Raw genomic sequence first — 19,435 nt, forward strand, 5'->3', positions numbered from 1 at the left:
CGGCCTCCGGCCCCCGAGCCCGTACCCCCCTCACGCGCTCTCCGGCGTGCCGCCCCGATCCAGCGCACCACCTCCGTGGTGAGGCCGGGGCCGCCCGTGTCCGCTCGTGCGGCCCGTGCCGCATCGTCCCGCTCTCCTAAGGACTTCACCCATGACGGACCTGCACGACAAGCCCGCACCGGCGTCCTCCCTGCCGCAGGCCGGCCCCGCCGCCGGTGCGCCGGAGGGTGCCGCGGCGCCGGCGCACCCGGTGCTCGGCGAGCTGTTCACCGCCTGGGTGGCGCGCACCCCGGACGCACCGGCCCTCACCGACGGCCGGCGGACCTGGACGTACCGCGAACTGGCCGACCGCGCGGAGCGGTTGGCGGCTCACCTGGCGCGGCGGGGAGCGGGACCCGACCGGGTGGTCGCCCTGGTCCTGCCGCGCTCCATGGAGCTGATCGCCGCGGAGCTGGCCGTCGCCCGGGCGGGCGCCGCCTTCCTGCCCGTGGACCCCGCCTACCCGGCCGAGCGCCGCGCGCTGATGCTCGCCGACGCCGCGCCCGCCGTCACCCTCGACGATCCGCGCCGGGTCGCCGAACTGCTGGAGACCGGGGACGCCGAGGGACCCGCGCCCGAGGCCGACGCCGACGCCGATCACGCGGCCTACGTCATCTACACCTCGGGCTCCACCGGCACCCCCAAGGGCGTCACCGTCACCCATCGCGGCATCGGCGGCTTCGCCTCGGCCGCCGCCGAACGGTACGCGGTGGGCCCCGGCGACCGGGTGCTCCAGTTCTCCTCGCCGAGCTTCGACGCCTCCGTGCTCGAGCTGTTCATCTCCGTCCTGTCCGGTGCCACGCTCGTCGTACCGCCGCACGGCCCCTGGCTGGGCGACGAACTTGCCGCGGTCCTGGACGAGCACCGCATCACCCACGCGCTCATCCCGCCCGCCGCACTGGCCACCCTGCCCGATCCCGCGCTGGGCACCGCGCGCACTCTGCGCACGCTGATCGTGGGTGCCGAGGCCTGCCCGGCCGCGCTCGTCGACCGGTGGGCACCCGGCCGCCGCATGATCAACTCCTATGGTCCGACCGAGACCACGATCGTCGCCACCTGGACCGGGCCGCTCGCCGCCGGACGGGGCACCCCGACGATCGGCGGCGCGCTGCCGCACACCCGGGCGTACGTCCTCGACGCCGCGCTGCGCCCCGTACCGCCCGGTGCGGACGGCGAGCTGTTCGTGGGCGGTGACGCGGTGGCCCGCGGCTACCTGGGCCGTCCCGGCCTGACCGCCGCCCGGTTCGTCGCCGACCCCTTCGGCCCGGCGGGCGCCCGCCTGTACCGCACCGGGGACCGGGTGCGCCAGGGTGCCGACGGCGAGCTGGAGTTCCTCGGCCGCCTTGACCGGCAGGTGAAGATCCGCGGCTTCCGCGTGGAACCGGGCGAGATCGAGGCGGCGCTGCGCGGGGCGGGCGGTGTCGGCGAGGCCGTGGTCGTGGTCCGCGAGGACGAGCCCGGCCACCGGCGGCTCGTCGCGTACGTCACGCCGGCGGGACGGCCCGCGTCCGCGGGCCCGACCGCGAGTACCGGTATATCCGCCGGCCCGGTCGCGCGTTCCGGTATATCCGCCGGGCCGGCCGGGAGCGCCGGTGCGTCCGCCGACCCGCGTTCGGCCTCCGGCGGGTCCGGCGAGTCCGGCGGGGCCGGCGAGTTGGGCGCGGCCTCTTCCGCCGGGGGCGATGGCGCGGGCTCCGGTATCGCGGCTGCCGCTGCCGCTGGCGCCCCGTCCGACGTCTCCGGCGATGCGGCCTCCGGCGCGTCCGCCGGCCCGCGCTCGGCCTCCGGCGGGTCCGGCGCGCTGGGTGCGGTCTCCTCCGACGGGGCCGACGGCGCCGGCTCCGCCGACCCGTTCGCCGTCTCCGGCGACGCCGCCGTCTCCGCAGGCCCTGGGGCCGCCCCGGGCACCACGGCCACCTCCGCCGGCTCGCCCGGTGTCTCCACCGGCCCGTCCGCTTCCGCCGCCCCGGCCGATTCCGCCTCGTCCGGCGGGCCGGTGGCCGTCCTGGAACCCGCCGTACTGCGGGCGGCCGTGGCCGCCGTGCTGCCCGCCCATATGGTGCCGTCCGCCGTCGTGGTGCTGGACCGGATGCCGCTCACCCCGCAGCACAAGATCGACCGGCGGGCCCTGCCCGCGCCGGAGCGCGCGGTCGAGGCCGCGGGACATGTGGCACCGCGCTCGGCGGAGGAACGGGCCCTCGCCGCGATCTGGGCGGACGTCCTGGGTGCCGACGGGGTCGGGGTGACGGACGACTTCTTCGACCTGGGCGGTGAATCGATCCTCGCCGCCCGGGTGCTGGCCCGGATCCGGGACGAGCTGGGCGTCCGGCTGACCGTGCGGGACGTGTTCACCGCGCGGACCGTCGCCGCCCTCGCGCCCCTGCTCGGCGACCCCCTGGCCGCCGTGGCGCCGGAGCCGATCCCGCCCGCCCCGCACGAGGACACCCTGCCGCTGTCCAGCGCTCAGCAGCGGCTCTGGTACCTCGACGACCTCACCGAGGGCGGCTCCGAGTACAACACCGGCGTGTCCCTGCGGCTGCGCGGCGTCCTCGACCCGGACGCGCTGCACCGCTCCCTGCACCGGCTCGCGGCCCGGCACGCCTCCCTGCGCACCACGTTCACCGCGGCGGACGGACAAGGTGTCCAGCGTGTCGCGCCGGAACCCCACCTGCCGTTACGCACCGAGGACCTCACCGGCGTACCCGACGCGCGCCGCGACGAGGCCGCCGAGGCGCTGCTCACCGAGGAACTGAGCCGCCCCTTCGACCTCGCGGCCGGCCCGCTCACCCGGGCCCTGCTCGTCCGGCTCGGCGCCGAGGACCATCTGCTGCTCCTGGCCCAGCACCACATCGTCACCGACGGCTGGTCGGTGGGCATCCTCACCCGCGAACTCGCCGCCCTCTACCGCGCGGAGGCCACCGGCGAGCCCGACGGCCTCCCGCGACCCGCCGTGCAGTACCCGGACTTCGCGGTGTGGGAGCGGCGGCAGCGGGCCGCCGGCACGGACACCGCCGACCTCGCCTACTGGAAGCGGCATCTGACGGGCCTGCAACACCTGGAGCTGCCCCTCGACCGGCCGCGCCCGGCCGTGCGCACGACCGCGGGAGCGGCCCACCGGCACCCGCTGCCCGCGGAACTGACGGACCGGCTGCGGCAGTTGGCGGCGGGGCGCGGCACCACGCTGTTCACCGTGCTCGCCGGCGCCTGCGCACTGCTGTTCTCCCGCTACTCGGGGCAGCGCGACATCGCGTTCGGCACCGTCACCACCGGACGCGGCCGGCGGGACCTGGAGGACGTGCCGGGCTTCTTCGCCAACACGGTGGTGCTGCGGGGCGAGGTGGACGAGCGGGCGACCGTGGACCGGTTCGTGGAGAGCACCCGCACCACCGTGCTGGACGCCTTCGCCCACGACGGGGTGCCCTTCGACCGGGTGGTGGAGGAACTGGCCCCGCCCCGCGACCCCAGCCGCACCCCGCTGGTGCAGGCGCTCGTGGTGCAGCAGACCGCGTTCGCCGCGCCGCCGCTCTCCGGCGGGCTGCGCTTCGCGGAGCACCCGCTGCCCCGCCCCGCCGCCCGCTTCGACCTGGTCCTGGAGTTCGCCCCGGACCCGGACGGCGGCTGCGTGCTCACCGCCGAGTTCAACACGGACCTGTTCCAGGCCGCGACCGTGGCCCGCCTGACCGCGCATCTGCACCGCCTGCTGGAGGGCATGGCGGACGGCCCCGGCCGCACCCTGGCCGAACTGCCCATGCTCTCGGCCGCCGAACAGCGCACCCTGGTCGACACCTGGAACCCGCCCGTCCGCACCGCCGTGGACACCGGGCCCGCCACACTGCCCGCCCTGCTGAGCGCCCAGGTGTCGCGGACCCCCGACCGTACGGCCGTGATCTGCGGCCCGGTCCGGCTGGACTACGCCGAGGTCGCCCGGCGTGCCAACCGGCTGGCCCGGCTGCTCGTCGCACGCGGCGCGGGCCCGGAGACCCTGGTCGCCCTCTGCCTGCCGCGCACCGCCGACCTGCTGCCCGTGCTGTGCGCGGTGCTCACCTCGGGAGCGGGCTACCTCCCCGTCGACCCCGGCTATCCGGCCGAGCGCGTGCGCCTCATGCTCGCCGACGCCCGGCCCGCCCTGGTGATCGCCACCCGGGAGACCGCGGCGGCCCTGCCGGCGGACTGCGCACCGCTGCTCCTGGAGGACTGCGCCGGGCCGGGCCCCGGCGACCTGGACGCGACCGGCGCCGGCCCCGCCGACCCGGACGGGTCCGAGGCGGACCTGACCGACGCCGACCGGCTCCGGCCCCTGCTGCCCGACCACCCGGCCTACGTCATCTACACCTCCGGCTCCACCGGCCGCCCCAAGGGCGTCGTGGTCACCCACCGCAGTGTCGCCGCGCTGGCCGCCTGGGCGGGGGAGCGGTTCGGCGCCGAGGGCCTCGCCCATGTGATCGCCTCCACCTCCCTCAACTTCGACGTGTCGGTCTTCGAACTGCTCTGCCCCCTCACCGTCGGCGGCACCGTCGAGGTGGTCGCCGACCTGCCGGCCCTCGCCGACGGCAGCGGACCGCGGCGGGCCGGACTGCTCAGCGGGGTGCCCTCCGTCGTCTCCCGGCTGCTCGCGGGCGGCAGCGCGCCCGTGACCGCGGACACCGTCGTGCTGGCCGGCGAGGCCCTGCCCGCCCAGACCGTGCACGAGCTGCGCGCCGCCATGCCCGAGAGCCGGATCGCCAACATCTACGGCCCCACCGAGGCCACCGTGTACGCCACCGCCTGGTTCGCCGCCGACGGCGGACTGCCGGAGCAGGCCCCGCCCATCGGCGGGCCGGTGGCGCACACCCGGGCCTATGTCCTGGACCGCTCCCTGCGCCCCCAGCCCATCGGGGTCATCGGCGAGCTGTACCTCGGCGGCGGCGGTCTGGCCCGCGGCTATCTGAACCGTTCCGGACTGACGGCCGCCCGGTTCGTCGCCGACCCGTTCGGCGGGCCGGGGGAGCGCATGTACCGCACCGGTGACCTGGTGCGCCGCCGCGCGGACGGCGAGCTGGAGTACGTGGGCCGGATCGACCAGCAGGTCAAGGTGCGCGGCTTCCGCATCGAACTGGGCGAGGTGGAGGAGGCGCTGCGCGGCTGCGCGGGCGTGGCCGAGGCGGCGGCCGCCACCGCCACCGACGGCGACGGGCACCGCCGCTTGGTCGGCTATGTCGTCCCCGCCGCCGGGGAGCGGGCGGAACCCGAGGGCGTCCGCCGGGAACTCGGCCGTACGCTGCCCGACTACATGGTGCCGTCGGCCGTCGTCGTGCTGGACGCTCTGCCGCTCAGCCCGAACGGCAAGGTCGACCGCGGCCGGCTGCCCGACCCGGGCCCGGTCGTGCGCGCGGTACGGCACGTCGCGCCCCGCACGCCCACCGAGCGCGCGCTCGCCGCGATCTGGGCCGAAGTGCTGCGCATGGAGCGGATCGGCGTCGACGACAACTTCTTCGAACTCGGCGGCGACTCGATCCTGAGCATCCAGGTGGTGGCCCGCGCCCGGCAGGAGGGGCTGCCGCTCACCTCCCGGGACGTCTACCGGCATCAGACGATCGCCGCCCTCGCCCGCTGCGCCGACGCCGCGACGGGCCCCCGCGAGCCCGCCCCGGCGGCGCGGACGGCGACCGGTCCGGCCCCCCTCACCCCCATCCAGCACTGGCTGTTCGACACCGCCGCCGAGCGCGCCGGCCACTACGCCCAGGCGCTGTCCGTCCGGCTGCCCGACGACCTGGACCAGGCGGCGCTGGAGGACGCGCTCAACGACCTCGTCGCCCACCACGACGCCCTGCGCTCCCGGTTCGTCGCCGGCGGCGGCGCCGAGGGGGCGACCGGCTGGCACATCGACGAACACGCGCCCCGCGTCCGCCTGGCCCGCCACACCGGACCCGACCGGGACACCCCGCACTTCGGCCCCTTCGACCTCGCCCGGGGCCCGCTGCTGCGGGCCGTCCTGCACACCCCCGGAGCGGACCGGCCGCCCGTCCTGCACCTCGCCCTCCACCACCTGGTGGTCGACGGCGTGTCCTGGCGGGTGCTGCTGGAGGACCTGGACCGCGCCTACCGGGCCCGCCGCACCGGCGCCGACGGCGCCGCGGCACTGCCCGCGAAGTCCTCGCCGCTGCGGGAGTGGGCACGCCGGCTGGCCGCCCACGCGGCGGACGGCGGCTTCGACGACGAGCGCGGGTACTGGGCGCGGGCCGTGCCCGGCCCCGAACCCGCCCTCCCCGCCGACCTGTCCGGCGGCGCCGACACCTATGCCGCGCAGCGCGCGGTCACCGTGCGGCTGAGCGCGTCGGACACCGCCGCCCTGCTGCGCACCCTGCCCGACACCTACCGCACGCAGGCCAACGACGTCCTGCTCAGCGCCCTCGGCCGGGCCCTGTGCGCCTGGAGCGGACGGGACCGGGTGGTGGTCGACGTCGAGGGGCACGGCCGCGAGGAACTCTTCCCCGAGCTGGACATCAGCCGCACGGTCGGCTGGTTCACCACCCGCTACCCCGTCGCGCTCGCCGTCCCCGAGGACGCCGGCTGGGACACCGTGCTGAAGCGGGTCAAGGAACAGCTGCGCGCCGTACCCCGGCACGGCCTCGGCCATGACGCGCTGCGCCACCTGGCCGGCCCCGGAGCCGCACCGCAGACCCCGGACGCGCAGGTCAGCTTCAACTACCTGGGCCGGATGGGGCTCGCGGAGCGTCCCGACGGCCTGTACCGGGGCACCGTAAGGCCGCTGGAGCTGGACACCGACCCGGCGGCCGAGCGCCCGCACGCCCTGGAGGTCGTCGGGCAACTCGTCGGAGACACACTGGAGTTCACCTGGTTCTACTCGGCCCTGCGGTACCGCGAGGACACCGCCCGGGACCTGGCCGGGCGCTTCGCCGACGCGCTCGCCGACCTGGCCCGGCACGCCCTCGGGCCGGGAGCCGCCGGACGCACCCCGTCCGACTTCCCGCTGACCCGGCTCGACCAGGCCGCCGTCGACCGGATCACCGGCGCCGACCCGGCGGCGGTGGCCGACGTCCTGCCGCTCACCCCCACCCAGGCCGGCATGCTCTTCCACGGCCTGTCCCAGGACGACCGCGGCGTCTACTTCCAGCAGCTGACGTTCGTCCTGGACGGCGTGCCCGAGCCGCGGGCCCTCGCCGCCGCCTGGCAGCGGGTGACCGACCGCACGGAGGTGCTGCGCGGCGGGGTCGTCTGGCAGGACGTGCCCGAGCCGCTGCTCGTGGTCCGTCGGCACGCGGCCGTCCCGGTCACCCACCTGGACTGGCGCCGGCTGACGGACGAGGAGCGCCGCGCCCGGCTGGACGAGGTGCTGTCCCGCGACCGCGCGGAGGGCATCGACCTCGGCCGGGCCCCGCTCCAGCGTCTGCTCCTCGCCCGGGTCTCCAGCACCGCGGTGCGCGTGGTGTGGTCCTTCCACCATCTGCTCCTGGACGGCTGGAGCCTGTTCCAGGTGCTCTCGGACGTCTTCGCCCTGCACGCCGGCACCGCCCCGGACGCCCTCCCGCACCGCCCGCCGCACCGCGACTACGTGGCCTGGCTGCGGCAGCGCGACACCGCGGCGGCCGAACGGCACTGGCAGCGCCGCCTGTCCGGCCTGGCCGAGGCCACCGCGCTGCCGTACGACCGGGAACCGCGCGAGGCCCACCGCGCCGAGTCCACCCACGCGGTCCGGGTCAGCCTGCCCGCCGCCGCCTCCCGGGCCCTGGAAGAACTCGCGCGGACCTCCGGCCTGACCCTCAACACCATGGTGCAGGGCGCCTGGGCGCTGCTGCTGGGCCGGCAGGCGGGCCGGGACGAGGTGGTCTTCGGCACCACCGTCTCCGGCCGGCCGCCCGAGCTGCCCGGCGCCGAGGCCATGACCGGCCTGTTCATCACCACCCTGCCCACCCGGGTCACCGTCCCGGACCACGGAACCCTCCTGGACTGGCTGCGCGCGCTCCAGCAGGACCAGAGCGAGGACCGGCGCTTCGACCAGCTGCCGCTGACCCGGATCAGGACGTTCGCCGGACTCCCCGAGCGGGTCGGCCTGTTCGACAGCATCGTCGTCTTCGAGAACTACCCGGTGGACGACGACCTGGCCGCCGCCCACGGACTGCGGCTGAGCGGCCTCGAAGGCATCGAGACCACCAACTACCCGCTGAGCCTGACCGCCTACCCGGGCCCCGAGCTGGCCCTGCGCCTCGGCTACGACCCCGAGCTGTTCGACGCCGCAACCGTCGAGCGCATGGCCGAGTACCTGACCGTCCTGCTCGCCGGTATGAGGCACGGCGCCCAGCGCCCGCCCGCCCGGCTCCCGCTGCTCGCCCCGGACCGCCGCGACCAGGTGCTGCACGCCTGGAACGACACCGCGACCGGCCTCCCCGACACCACCGTCGCCGCCCTCTTCGCCGCACAGGTGCGCCGCACCCCCGACGCGGTGGCCCTGGAGGCCGGGGACGAGCGGATCACCTACCGCGAACTCGACTCCCGTGCCGCACGGTCGGCGGCCCGGCTCGCCGCGCTCGGCGTCCGTCCGGAACACCCGGTCGGGGTGCTGATGGACCGGTCCGCCGAGCTGATCGTCACCCAGCTGGCCCTCGTCCGCACCGGCGGCGTGTACGTGCCGCTGGACGGCAGGGCGCCGGCCGGCCGGCTGCGCCGGATGCTCGCCGAGGCCGGCGCCGGCCTGCTGCTCACCGACGCCGCCTGGGCGGACACGGCCCGCGAGGTGCTGCCCGGCGACGGCGTCGTGCGCGTCGACGGCACCCCCGGCACCGGCGACGCGGCACCCGTCGCGGCCGTGCACCCCGACAACGTCCAGTACCTGATGTTCACCTCGGGCTCCACCGGCACCCCCAAGGGGGTCGCGGTGCGCCAGCGGGACGTCGCGGCACTCGCCCTCGACCGGGCCTTCACCGGGCACGACCGGGTCCTCGTGCACTCGCCGCACGCCTTCGACGCCGCCACCTACGAGGTGTGGGTGCCGCTGCTGCGCGGCGGCACCGCCGTGCTCGCCCCGGCCGCCGACCTGGACGCCGCCCAGGTCCGCCGCGCCGTCACCGAGCAACGGGTGAGCTGCCTGTGGCTGACCGCCGGCCTGTTCCGGCTGCTGGCCCAGGAGGACCCCGGCTGCCTGCGCGGCGCCCGCGAGGTGTGGACGGGCGGCGAGGCCGTACCGGGCGCGGTCGTGCGCCGGGTGCTGGACGCCTGCCCCGGGCTGACCGTCGTGGACGGCTACGGCCCCACCGAGACCACCACCTTCGCCACCCGCCGCGTCTTCAGGCCCGGCGACCCGCTGCCCGCCGTGCTGCCCATCGGCCGCCCGCTCGACAACACGCGCTGCTATGTCCTGGACGCCGCCCTCCAGCCCCAGCCACCGGGCATCCCCGGCGAGCTGTACCTCGCGGGCGCCGGCCTGGCCCGCGGGTACGCGGGACGGCCCGGGGCGACCGCCGCCCGCTACCTCGCCGACCCCTACGGCCCGCCCGGCACCCGCATGTACCGCACCGGGGACATCGTGCGCTGGAGCGCCGACGGCGAACTGCACTTCGTCGGCCGCGCGGACGACCAGATCAAGATCCGCGGCTTCCGCGTCGAACCCGCCGAGATCGAGGCCCGGCTCACCGCCCACCCCGCCCTCGCCGAAGCCGTCGTCTCCCTGTACGAGGACGCCGGACGCAAGCGGCTGGCCGCCCACCTCGTACCGGCGGCCGGCGCCGCGATGCCGGACCCCGCCGAGCTGCGCGCCCACCTGGCGGCCGGACTGCCCGACTACATGCTGCCCGCCGCGTTCGTCACCGTGCCGGAGCTGCCGCTGACGGCCAACGGCAAGGTCGACCGGCGCCGGCTGCCCGCCCCCGACTGGAGCGCGGGCGGCGAGCGGGCCCACCGTGCCCCGCGCACCGAGACCGAGCGGGTCCTCACCGGGATCTGGGCCGAGCTGCTCGGCGTGGACCGGATCGGCGTGGACGACAACTTCTTCATGCTGGGCGGCGACTCCATCCTCAGCATCCAGGTCGTCTCCCGGGCCCGGACCGCCGGACTCGCCCTCACCCCGCGCGATCTCTTCCGGCACCCCACCGTGGCCGAGCTGGCCGCCGCCACCGGCGGTGCCGCGCCCGCCGTCGCCGGTACCGGACCGGTCAGCGGCGCCGCCGGCCTCACCCCGATCCAGCACTGGTTCCTTGACCCCGGCCCGGCGGACCCCGCGTTCTTCAACCAGTCCGTCGTCATCGACGCGGCCGGCGCCGTCGACCCCGACGCGCTGCGCCGGGCCCTCGCCGCGCTGTGGACGCACCACGACGCCCTGCGCGCCCGGTTCGCCCTCGACGGCGACGGCGGGTGGCGGCAGGACATAGCCGCCGCCGACAGCCCGATACCCGACGGACTCCTCCGGGTCCACGAGCGGGCCGACGAGGAGAGCGTCACCCGGGCCGCGCACGCCGGACTCCGGCTGGAGACAGGACCGCTGTTCACCGCCCGGCTGTTCGGCGCCGACGGCGGCCGGCCCGCCCGGCTGCTGCTGATCGCCCACCACCTGGTGGTCGACGGCGTGTCCTGGCGGATCCTGCTGGAGGACCTGGAGACCGCCTACCGGCAGGCCGCCGCCCAAGAGCCCGTACGGCTGCCCGCCCGCACCACCTCGGTGGCGGAGTGGGCCCGCCGGCTGCGCGCGCACACGGGCACCGACGACCGCACCGGACAGCTCGCCCACTGGGAGCGGACCGCCCGGCACTGCGCCGACCCGCTGCCCGTGGACCGCACCGGCGGCAACACCACGGCCGACGTCCGCGAGGTGACCGTCCGGCTGGACCGCGCCCGCACCGACGACCTGCTGCGCCGCGTCCCCGGGGTCTACCGCACCCGCATCGACGACGTCCTGCTCACCGCGCTGGGCCGGGTCCTCGCCGACTGGACCGGACGCGACACCGTCGCCGTCGGCCTGGAGGGGCACGGCCGCGAGGACCAGCTCTTCGACGACGTCGACCTGTCCCGCACGGTCGGCTGGTTCACCTCGCTCTTCCCGGTCGCCCTGACCGTCCCGGCGGGCGACTGGGGCACCGCCCTGAAGTCGGTGAAGGAACAGCTGCGGGCCGTACCCGACCGGGGACTCGGCTACGGCGTCCTGCGCCACCTCGTCCGCGAGCCGCGGCTCACCGACGCGCCCGCGCCCGGCATCAGCTTCAACTACCTGGGCCGCTTCGACTGGTCCGCCGACGGCGGCGCCCTGATCGGGGCCGTCCCCGGCGGCCTGGGCGGCGCGGAGGCACCCGGCACCGAACGGCCGCACCTGCTGGACGTCGTGGCCCGGGTCGAGGACGACCGCCTGGAGATCACCTGGTACTACAGCGCCGGCCGGCACCGCGAGGAGACCGTCGGCGCGCTCGCCGAGGGCATGCTGCGGGCCCTGGACGGCCTGGTCGCGCACTGCGCCCTGCCGGACGCGGGCGGCCGCACCCCCTCGGACTTCCCGCTGGCCCGCCTCGACCAGGCCGCCGTGGACCGGATCGCCGGGGACGGCCGGGACGTCGCCGACCTCTACCCGCTCACCCCGATGCAGGCGGGCATGCTCTTCCACAGCCTGCTCGACCCCGGCGGCCGCACCTACGTCAACCAGGTGCAGCTGACCCTGTCCGGCGTCACCGACCCGCACGCGCTCGCCACGGCCTGGCAGCACACGGCGGACGCCAACCCGGTGCTGCGCACCCGCCTGGTGTGGCAGGAGACCCCGGAGCCGCTCCAGCTGGTCAGGCACCGGGCCACGGTGCCGGTCGCCCACCACGACTGGACCGCCTGGCCCGCCGACCGCCGGGCGCGGGAACTGGAACGGCTGCTCGACGCCGACCGGCAGTCGGGCATCGACCTCGGCACCGCCCCCCTGATGCGGCTGGCCCTGATCCGGACGGCCCCCGACCGGGTCCGCCTGGTGTGGACCTTCCACCACGTCCTGCTGGACGGCTGGAGCGCGGCCCAGGTCTTCGACGAGGTGTGCGAGCGGTACGCGGCGCTGACCACCGGGCGCCGGCCGCTGCTGCCCGAGCGCAGGCCCTTCGCCGACCATCTGCGCTGGCTGGCCGGGCGGGACACCGGCGGCGCCGAGCGATTCTGGCGCACCGCCCTCGCCGGCTTCCAGGCCCCCACCGAACTGCCGCGCGACCGGCGGCCCGCCGAGGCCCACCGCGCCTCCTCCTCCGGATCGGTGCGGATGACCCTTGGTCCGGACGTCTCGGCGCGGCTGCGCGAGACCGCCCAGCGGCACGGACTGACCCTCAACACCGTCCTCCAGGGCGCCTGGGCGCTGCTGCTGTCCCGCTACGGCGGCGGCGACGACATCGTGTTCGGTACGACCGTCTCCGGCCGGCCCGCCGAACTGCCCGGCGTCACCTCGATGGTCGGCCTGTTCATCAACACCCTGCCCACCCGGGTCCGCGTCGACGGGGGGCGCCCGCTGCCGGAGTGGCTGCGCGAGCTGCAGGCCGCCCAGTCGGAGGCAAGGCGCCACGACTTCGTCTCGCTCGCCCAGGTCCAGTCGTGGAGCGAGGTGCCCGGCGGCACCGGCCTGTTCGACTCCCTCGTGGTCTTCGAGAACTACCCGTTCGACGAGGGCGCGGTGGCCCGGCACGGCCTCGCCATGGAGCAGGAGCGGGACCTGGAGCCGACGAACTACCCGCTCAGCGTGGTCGTCGCGCCCGGCGACACCCTGGCCGTGAACCTGGACTACGACCCCGACGCCTTCGACGCCTCGACGGTGGAGGCGCTCGGCGAGAGTCTGCGCGCCCTGCTGACCGGCATGGCGGCCGACCCCGACCGCCGGCTGGCGGATCTGCCGCTGCTGACGGCGGCCGAGGGACGCGCCCTGGTGGACCGGTTCGGCGGCCCGGCGGCCGAGGCCCCGCACGACACCCTGCCCGAGGCGTTCCGGCGGCAGGCGCGGCGCACCCCGGACGCGCCGGCCGTCCGCTGCGCCGACACCTGCCTGACCTACCGCGAACTCGACGCCCGCTCCAGCATGCTGGCCCGGCGGCTCATCGCCGCCGGCGCCGGACCCGAGCGTTTCGTCGCGCTGTGCCTGCCCCGCACCGCCGACCTGGTCGTGGCGCTGCTCGCGGTCCTGAAGAGCGGCGCCGGCTATCTGCCGGTCGACCCCCAGTACCCGGCCGAGCGCGTCGCGTTCCTCTTCGAGGACGTACGGCCCGATGCGGTGATCACGGCCGCGCGGACCGCGGACCGGCTCCCCGAGGGCCCCTTCGCCCGCATCCTGCTGGACGAGGACCCGGGCGCCGGCCTCCCGGACACCCCCGTCGGCGACGGCGAGCGGCGCGGCCCCCTGCTGCCGGCCCACCCCGCCTACGTCATCCACACCTCCGGCTCGACCGGACGCCCCAAGGGCGTGGTCGTCAGCCACGCGTCCGTGCTGGCCCTGACCGACTGGGCGGCGGCCGAGTTCACCGGCCGGGGCCTGGCCCATGTGGTGGCCTCCACCTCGCTCAACTTCGACGTGTCGGTCTTCGAGATCTTCTCCCCGCTGCTGTCCGGCGGCTGTGTGGAGATCGTCCGCGACCTGCTGGCCCTCGCCGAGCGCCCCGGGCCCTGGCGGGCCGGACTGCTCAGCGCGGTGCCCTCGGCCCTGGACCGGCTGCTCGCCGAGGACGCCGTCCGGATCACCGCGGACACCGTCGTCCTCGCGGGCGAGGGGCTGCCCGCCCGGACCGTGCGCCGGGTCCGCGAGGCCGTCCCCGGCAGCGAGGTGCGCAACATCTACGGCCCCACCGAGGCCACCGTCTACGCCACCGGCTTCACCTGCGACCCGGCCGACCCCGACCGCGACCCGCCGATCGGCCGCCCGCTCGGCGGTGCCCGCGCCCACGTCCTGGACGAGCGGATGCGCCCGGTGCCCGTCGGCGTGCCCGGCGAGCTGTTCCTCGCCGGAACCGGCGTCGCCCGCGGCTATCTGCGCCGGCCCGGCCTGACCGCGAGCCGCTTCCTGCCCGACCCGTTCGGGGCGCCCGGCAGCCGGATGTACCGCACCGGCGACCGGGTCCGCTGGACGGCCGACGGCGACCTGGTCTACCTCGGCCGCGGCGACGACCAGGTGAAGGTGCGCGGCTTCCGCATCGAACTCGGCGAGGTCGAGGCCGCGCTGGCCCGCCACCCGGCGGTGGCCGCGGCAGCGGCCCGGGTGGTGGAACACGCCGGGCACCGCCGCCTCGTCGGATACGTGGTGCCGCGGGCGGCGGGTGCGCCGGACCCCTCCGGCGACGGCCGCACGCCCGGTGAGACCGCCGGCGCCCCGCGTCCGGCCGGCACGGCGGCGCCCGGCGCGACGGGCGCCCGGGACGCCGGCGACCACTCCGGTTCCCCGGTGCCCCGCGAGGCCGGTGCGCCGGCCCTCGCCGCCCTGCCCGACCCCGCCGAGCTGCGTGCCTTCCTCGCCGCAAGCCTCCCCGACCATCTGGTGCCCGCCCTCGTCGTTCCCCTGGAGCGGCTTCCGCTCGGTGCCACCGGCAAGCTCGACCGGCGGGCGCTGCCCCTGCCCGACTGGGGCGCACCGGCCGCCGCCGGTTCCGGCCGGGCGCCGCGCACCGATGCGGAGCGCACCCTCGCGGGCATCTGGGCCGAGGTGCTCGGCGTGCCCGAAGTCGGCGCCGACGACAACTACTTCACCCTCGGCGGCGACTCCATCCTCGGCATCCAGATCGTCACGGCCGCCCGCCGGGCCGGCCTCGCCCTGACCCCCCGCCACCTGTTCACCCACCAGACCCTCGCCGAACTCGCCGCCGCCGCCGAGCGGCTGCCGAACGCCGCCGTCGCCGCCGAGCAGGGCCCGGTGACCGGCGAGGCCCCTCTCACCCCCGTACAGCACTGGCTCCTCGACACCCTCGCGGGCGATCCCGCCCACTTCAGCCAGACCGTCTCCTTCGAACTGGCCACGGACCCCGACGAGACGGTGCTGCGGGACGCCCTGGCCGCCGTGCTGGAGCACCACGACGCGCTGCGGACGCGGTTCGAGCGGGCCGGGGACGGGCGATGGCGGCAGTACGGCACCGCGCCCGGCGACCGCGCACCCCACCTGGAGACGCACGACGGCACGGAGCCCGCCGAGGTCGCCGCCGCCCTCGCCGCCGGCTTCGACCTGGCCACCGGGCCGCTGCTGCGGGCCGCGCTGTGCCGGCCGGGCGGCGGCGGGCGGCCGGTCCTGCTGCTGGCCGCCCACCATCTGGTCGTGGACGCCGTCTCCTGGCAGGTGCTCCTCACCGACCTGGACTCCGCCTACCGCGCCCTGCGCGACGGCGGACGCCCCGCACTCGGCGCCAAGACCACCTCGTTCCGGGACTGGGCCCGGCGGCTCGCCGCGCACACCGAGGCCGGCGGCTTCGACGGCGAACTCGCCCACTGGCAGGGCCTCGACTCCGGCCCCGCCCTGCCCGCCGACCTCCCCGGCGGCGCGAACACCGTCGCCGACGAGGAGAGCCTGACCGCCGCACTCGACGCCGAGGACACGCGCCGCCTGCTCCAGGACGTGCCGGAGGCGTACCGCACCCGCGTCAACGACGTGCTGCTGTGCGCCCTCGGCCGGGTCCTGGCCCGCTGGACCGGCCGGGACCGGGTGGCGGTGACCCTGGAGGGCCACGGCCGCGAGGAACTGTTCGAGGACACCGACCTCGCCCGGACCGCGGGCTGGTTCACCACCGTGTACCCGGTCGCCCTCGACGTGCCCCGGGACGCCGGCACCGGCACCGCGCTGAAGTCCGTCAAGGAGAACCTGCGGGCCGTACCGCACGGCGGACTCGGCTACGGCGCCCTGCGCTTCCTGCACCCCACGGCCGGCCCCGGCCTGCCGGAGCTGCCGCCGGTCTGCTTCAACTACCTGGGCCGGCAGGACTGGACCCCCGCCCCGGGCGGGCTGCTGCTCGCGCCGCACGCCGGGCTCGCCGGCGGCATCGACCGCACCGCCGGCCGGCCCTACCTCCTCGACGTCCTCGGCCGGGTCGCCGCCGGCCGCCTCGAGTTCACCTGGTCGTACTCCCGCGAGGTGCACCGGCGCGAGACCGTCGCCCGGCTCGCGGCCGAGCTGACCGAGGAACTCCGCGCGATCGTCCGGCACTGCGCCGAACCCGGCGCCGGCGGCCGCACCCCGTCCGACTTCCCGCTCGCGCCCCTGGACCAGCGGGCCGTCGACCGGCTCGTCGGCACCGGGGCGGACGTGACCGACGTGTACCCGCTCACCCCCACCCAGACCGGCATGGTCATGCACGCCCTGGACGAGGCCGAACACGGCCTGTACGTCGAGCAGATCACCTTCGTGACGGACGGCGCGCACGACCTGCGGACGGCGGCCGACGCCTGGCGGCAGGTCGTCGACCGCACCCCCGTGCTGCGCACCTCCGTCGCCCTGCGCGGCGTCCCCGTCCCGCTCCAGACCGTCCACCGGCAGGTCACCCTGCCGGTCACCGAGCACGACTGGACCGGGATCCCGGCGGACCGGCACCCGGCGGAGCTGGAGCGGCTGCTCGCCGCCGAGCGGGCCCGGGGCGTCGCCCTCGACCGCGCCCCGCTCATGCGGCTCGCCCTGGTCCGGCTCGGCCCGGACGCCGTCCGCACGGTGTGGACCTTCCACCACGTCCTGCTGGACGGCTGGAGCGTCTTCCACGTGCTGTCCGACGTCCTGGCCGCGCACGCCGCCCTCGCCCGCGGCGAGCGGCCCGTGCTGCCCGAACGCCGGCCGTTCGCCGACTACGCGGCCTGGCTCGCCGCCCGCGGCACCGGGCAGGCGGAGCGGCACTGGCGCGGTGTCCTGGCCGGCCTCGGCACCCCGACCCCGCTGCCCTACGACCGGCGGCCCGCCCCCGGCGACACGGCCCGCTCCGGCACCTGGCTGTCCCGGCGGCTCGACACCGAGCAGACGCACCGGCTCCAGGAGTTCGCCCGCCGCCACCGCCTCACCCTCAACACCCTGGTCCAGGGCGCCTGGGCACTGCTGCTGGCCCGGTGGAGCGGGGAGCGCGAGGTCTGCTTCGGCACCACCGTCTCCGGGCGGCCCGCCGAGCTGCCCGGCGCCGACACCATCACCGGCCTGTTCATCACCACACTGCCCGCCCGGATCCGCGTGGACGGCACGGCCCGCTGCGCCGACTGGCTGCGCGAGCTGCAGGAGGACCGCGCCGAGGACCGCAGGCACGACCACCTGCCCCTCACCGCGCTGCACGCCCTCAGCCAACTGCCGCCCGGCACACCGCTCTTCGACAGCCTGGTGGTCTTCGAGAACTATCCGGTCGGCGACGCGACCGCGGGGGCGCACGGGCTCGCCCTGCGGGACCTGGACGCCAGGGAGGCCACCAACTACCCGCTCACCGTGGTCGTCTCGCCCGGCGACCGGCTCGCCGTCGAACTCGGCCACGATCCGCGCCACTTCGACGCCGCCACCGCCGAGTCCCTGGCCGCACAGCTGCTGCACACCCTGCACGCCCTGGCCGCCGCCGACGGCACCGCCCGCCTCGACGACCTCGACGTACTGCCGCCCGAGCAGCGGGACCGGCTGCTGCGCGGCCCGGCCCGGCCCGCACTCGCCCCGGTGCCCGCGACCCCTCTGGCCGCCCTGGTCGAGGCCGCCGTAGACCGCTGCCCGACCGCCCCCGCGCTGGACGCGCCCGGCGAGCTGCTCACGTTCGCGGAGGCCGAGGAGCGGGCCAACCGGCTCGCGCACCGGCTCATCGCCCGGGGCGCCGGACCCGGCGACCTCGTCGCGCTGCTGCTGCCCCGCTCCGCCGACATGGTCCTGGCCCAGCTCGCCGTGGCGAAGGCGGGCGCCGCGTTCCTGCCCGTCGACCCCGCCTATCCCGAGGAGCGGATCGCCCTGATGCTGCGCGACGCGGCCCCCGCCCTCACCCTCGACGCCAAGGAGGTCGCCGGTCTGCTCGCCGCCCCGCCGGACGGCACGCCCGCGCACCGGCCCACCGACACCGACCGCGGGCGCCCGGTCGACCCGGACGACCCGGCCTACGTCATCTACACCTCCGGCTCCACCGGCACCCCCAAGGGCGTCGTCGTCACCCACCGCGGACTCGCCGCGTTCTCCGCCGCCGAGGCCGCCCACTACGGCGTCGCCCGCGGTGACCGGGTGCTGGCCTTCGCCACGCCCAGCTTCGACGCCTCCGTGCTGGAGCTGTGCATGTCCCTGCCGCACGGCGCCCGGCTCGTCGTACCCCGGCCGGGGCCGCTGCTCGGCGCCGAACTCGCCGGCGTGCTGCGGGCCGAGCGCATCACGCACACCCTGCTCCCGCCGGCCGCGCTCGCCACCCTGCCGGCCGACACCCCCGGCACCCTGCCCGAGCTGAAGACGCTGATCGTCGGCGCCGACGCGTGCGGCGCGGAACTCGTCGCCCGCTGGGCCCCGCACCACCGCATGGTCAACTCCTACGGCCCCACCGAGGCCACCGTCGTCGCCACCTGGTCCGCACCGCTGGAGGCGGACGGCGCCGCCCCGCCCATCGGCCGCCCGCTGCCCGCCACCGGCGCCTACGTCCTCGACGCCCGGCTGCGGCCGGTCCCCGACGGCGTCGCCGGCGAACTGTGGCTGAGCGGCCCCGCGCTGGCCCGCGGCTACCTCGGCCGCCCCGGCCTGACCGCCGCCCGGTTCCTGGCCGACCCGTTCGGACCGCCCGGCACCCGGATGTACCGCACCGGCGACCTGGTGCGCCGCGACACCGGCGGCGAACTGCACTACCTGGGCCGCACCGACCACCAGCTGAAGCTGCGCGGCCACCGCATCGAGGCGGGCGAGGTCGAGGCGGTGCTGGTGCGCCATCCGGGCGTGCTGGACGCCGTGGTGACCGTACGCGAGGACGAGCCGGGGCTGCCGCGCCTGGTCGCCCATCTGCTCACGGTCCCCGGCGCCGAACCGCCCGCCGCCGCCGAGCTGCGGGCGCTGGCCGCCCGCTCCCTGCCGGCCGCCATGGTGCCGTCGGCGTTCGTGGCGCTCGACCGCTTCCCGCTCACCGAGAACGGCAAGACCGACCGGGCCGCCCTGCCCGCCCCGGCGCCGGACGCGGAGCCCGAACGGCCCGGGCACATCGCCCCGCGCACCCCCGCCGAGGAGGCGCTGGCGGCCATCTGGGCGGAGACCCTGGAGACGGCCGTCGGCGCCGAGGACGACTACTTCCTGCTCGGCGGCGACTCCCTGCGCGCCCTGCTCATCGCCTCCCGCGCCAACGACGCGTTCGGCGTCACGCTCACCCCCCGCGACGTCCTGGTCTCCCGCACCGTCGCCGCCCTGGCGGAACTCGTGGAGGAACAGGTGCTGAGCGAGCTCGAAGCGGCCGCGTACGGCGGCGACCCCGATGCCGAAGACGCCGCGCACGGCGACCACGACCACGACCGGTGAGGATCCGACGAC

At 76.8% G+C, this 19,435-nt stretch carries 1 protein-coding gene; it reads left to right on the forward strand.

Features of this window, described 5'->3' with window-relative positions:
- The first annotated feature begins 151 nt into the window (after positions 1-151).
- Positions 152-19,423 (forward strand): non-ribosomal peptide synthase/polyketide synthase, encoded by a 19,272-nt coding sequence (locus ACF073_RS09735; RefSeq protein ID WP_392068061.1) that lies wholly within the window; start codon positions 152-154, stop codon positions 19,421-19,423.
- Positions 19,424-19,435 lie beyond the last annotated feature (12 nt).

Source organism: Streptomyces sp. NPDC015171 (assembly GCF_043079545.1).
Taxonomy (GTDB): Bacteria; Actinomycetota; Actinomycetes; order Streptomycetales; family Streptomycetaceae; genus Streptomyces.

Excerpts from the sequence above, each read along its gene's own strand:
- ACF073_RS09735 (WP_392068061.1), top strand. The coding sequence starts at position 152 with ATGACGGACCTGCACGACAAGCCCGCACCGGCGTCCTCCCTGCCGCAG.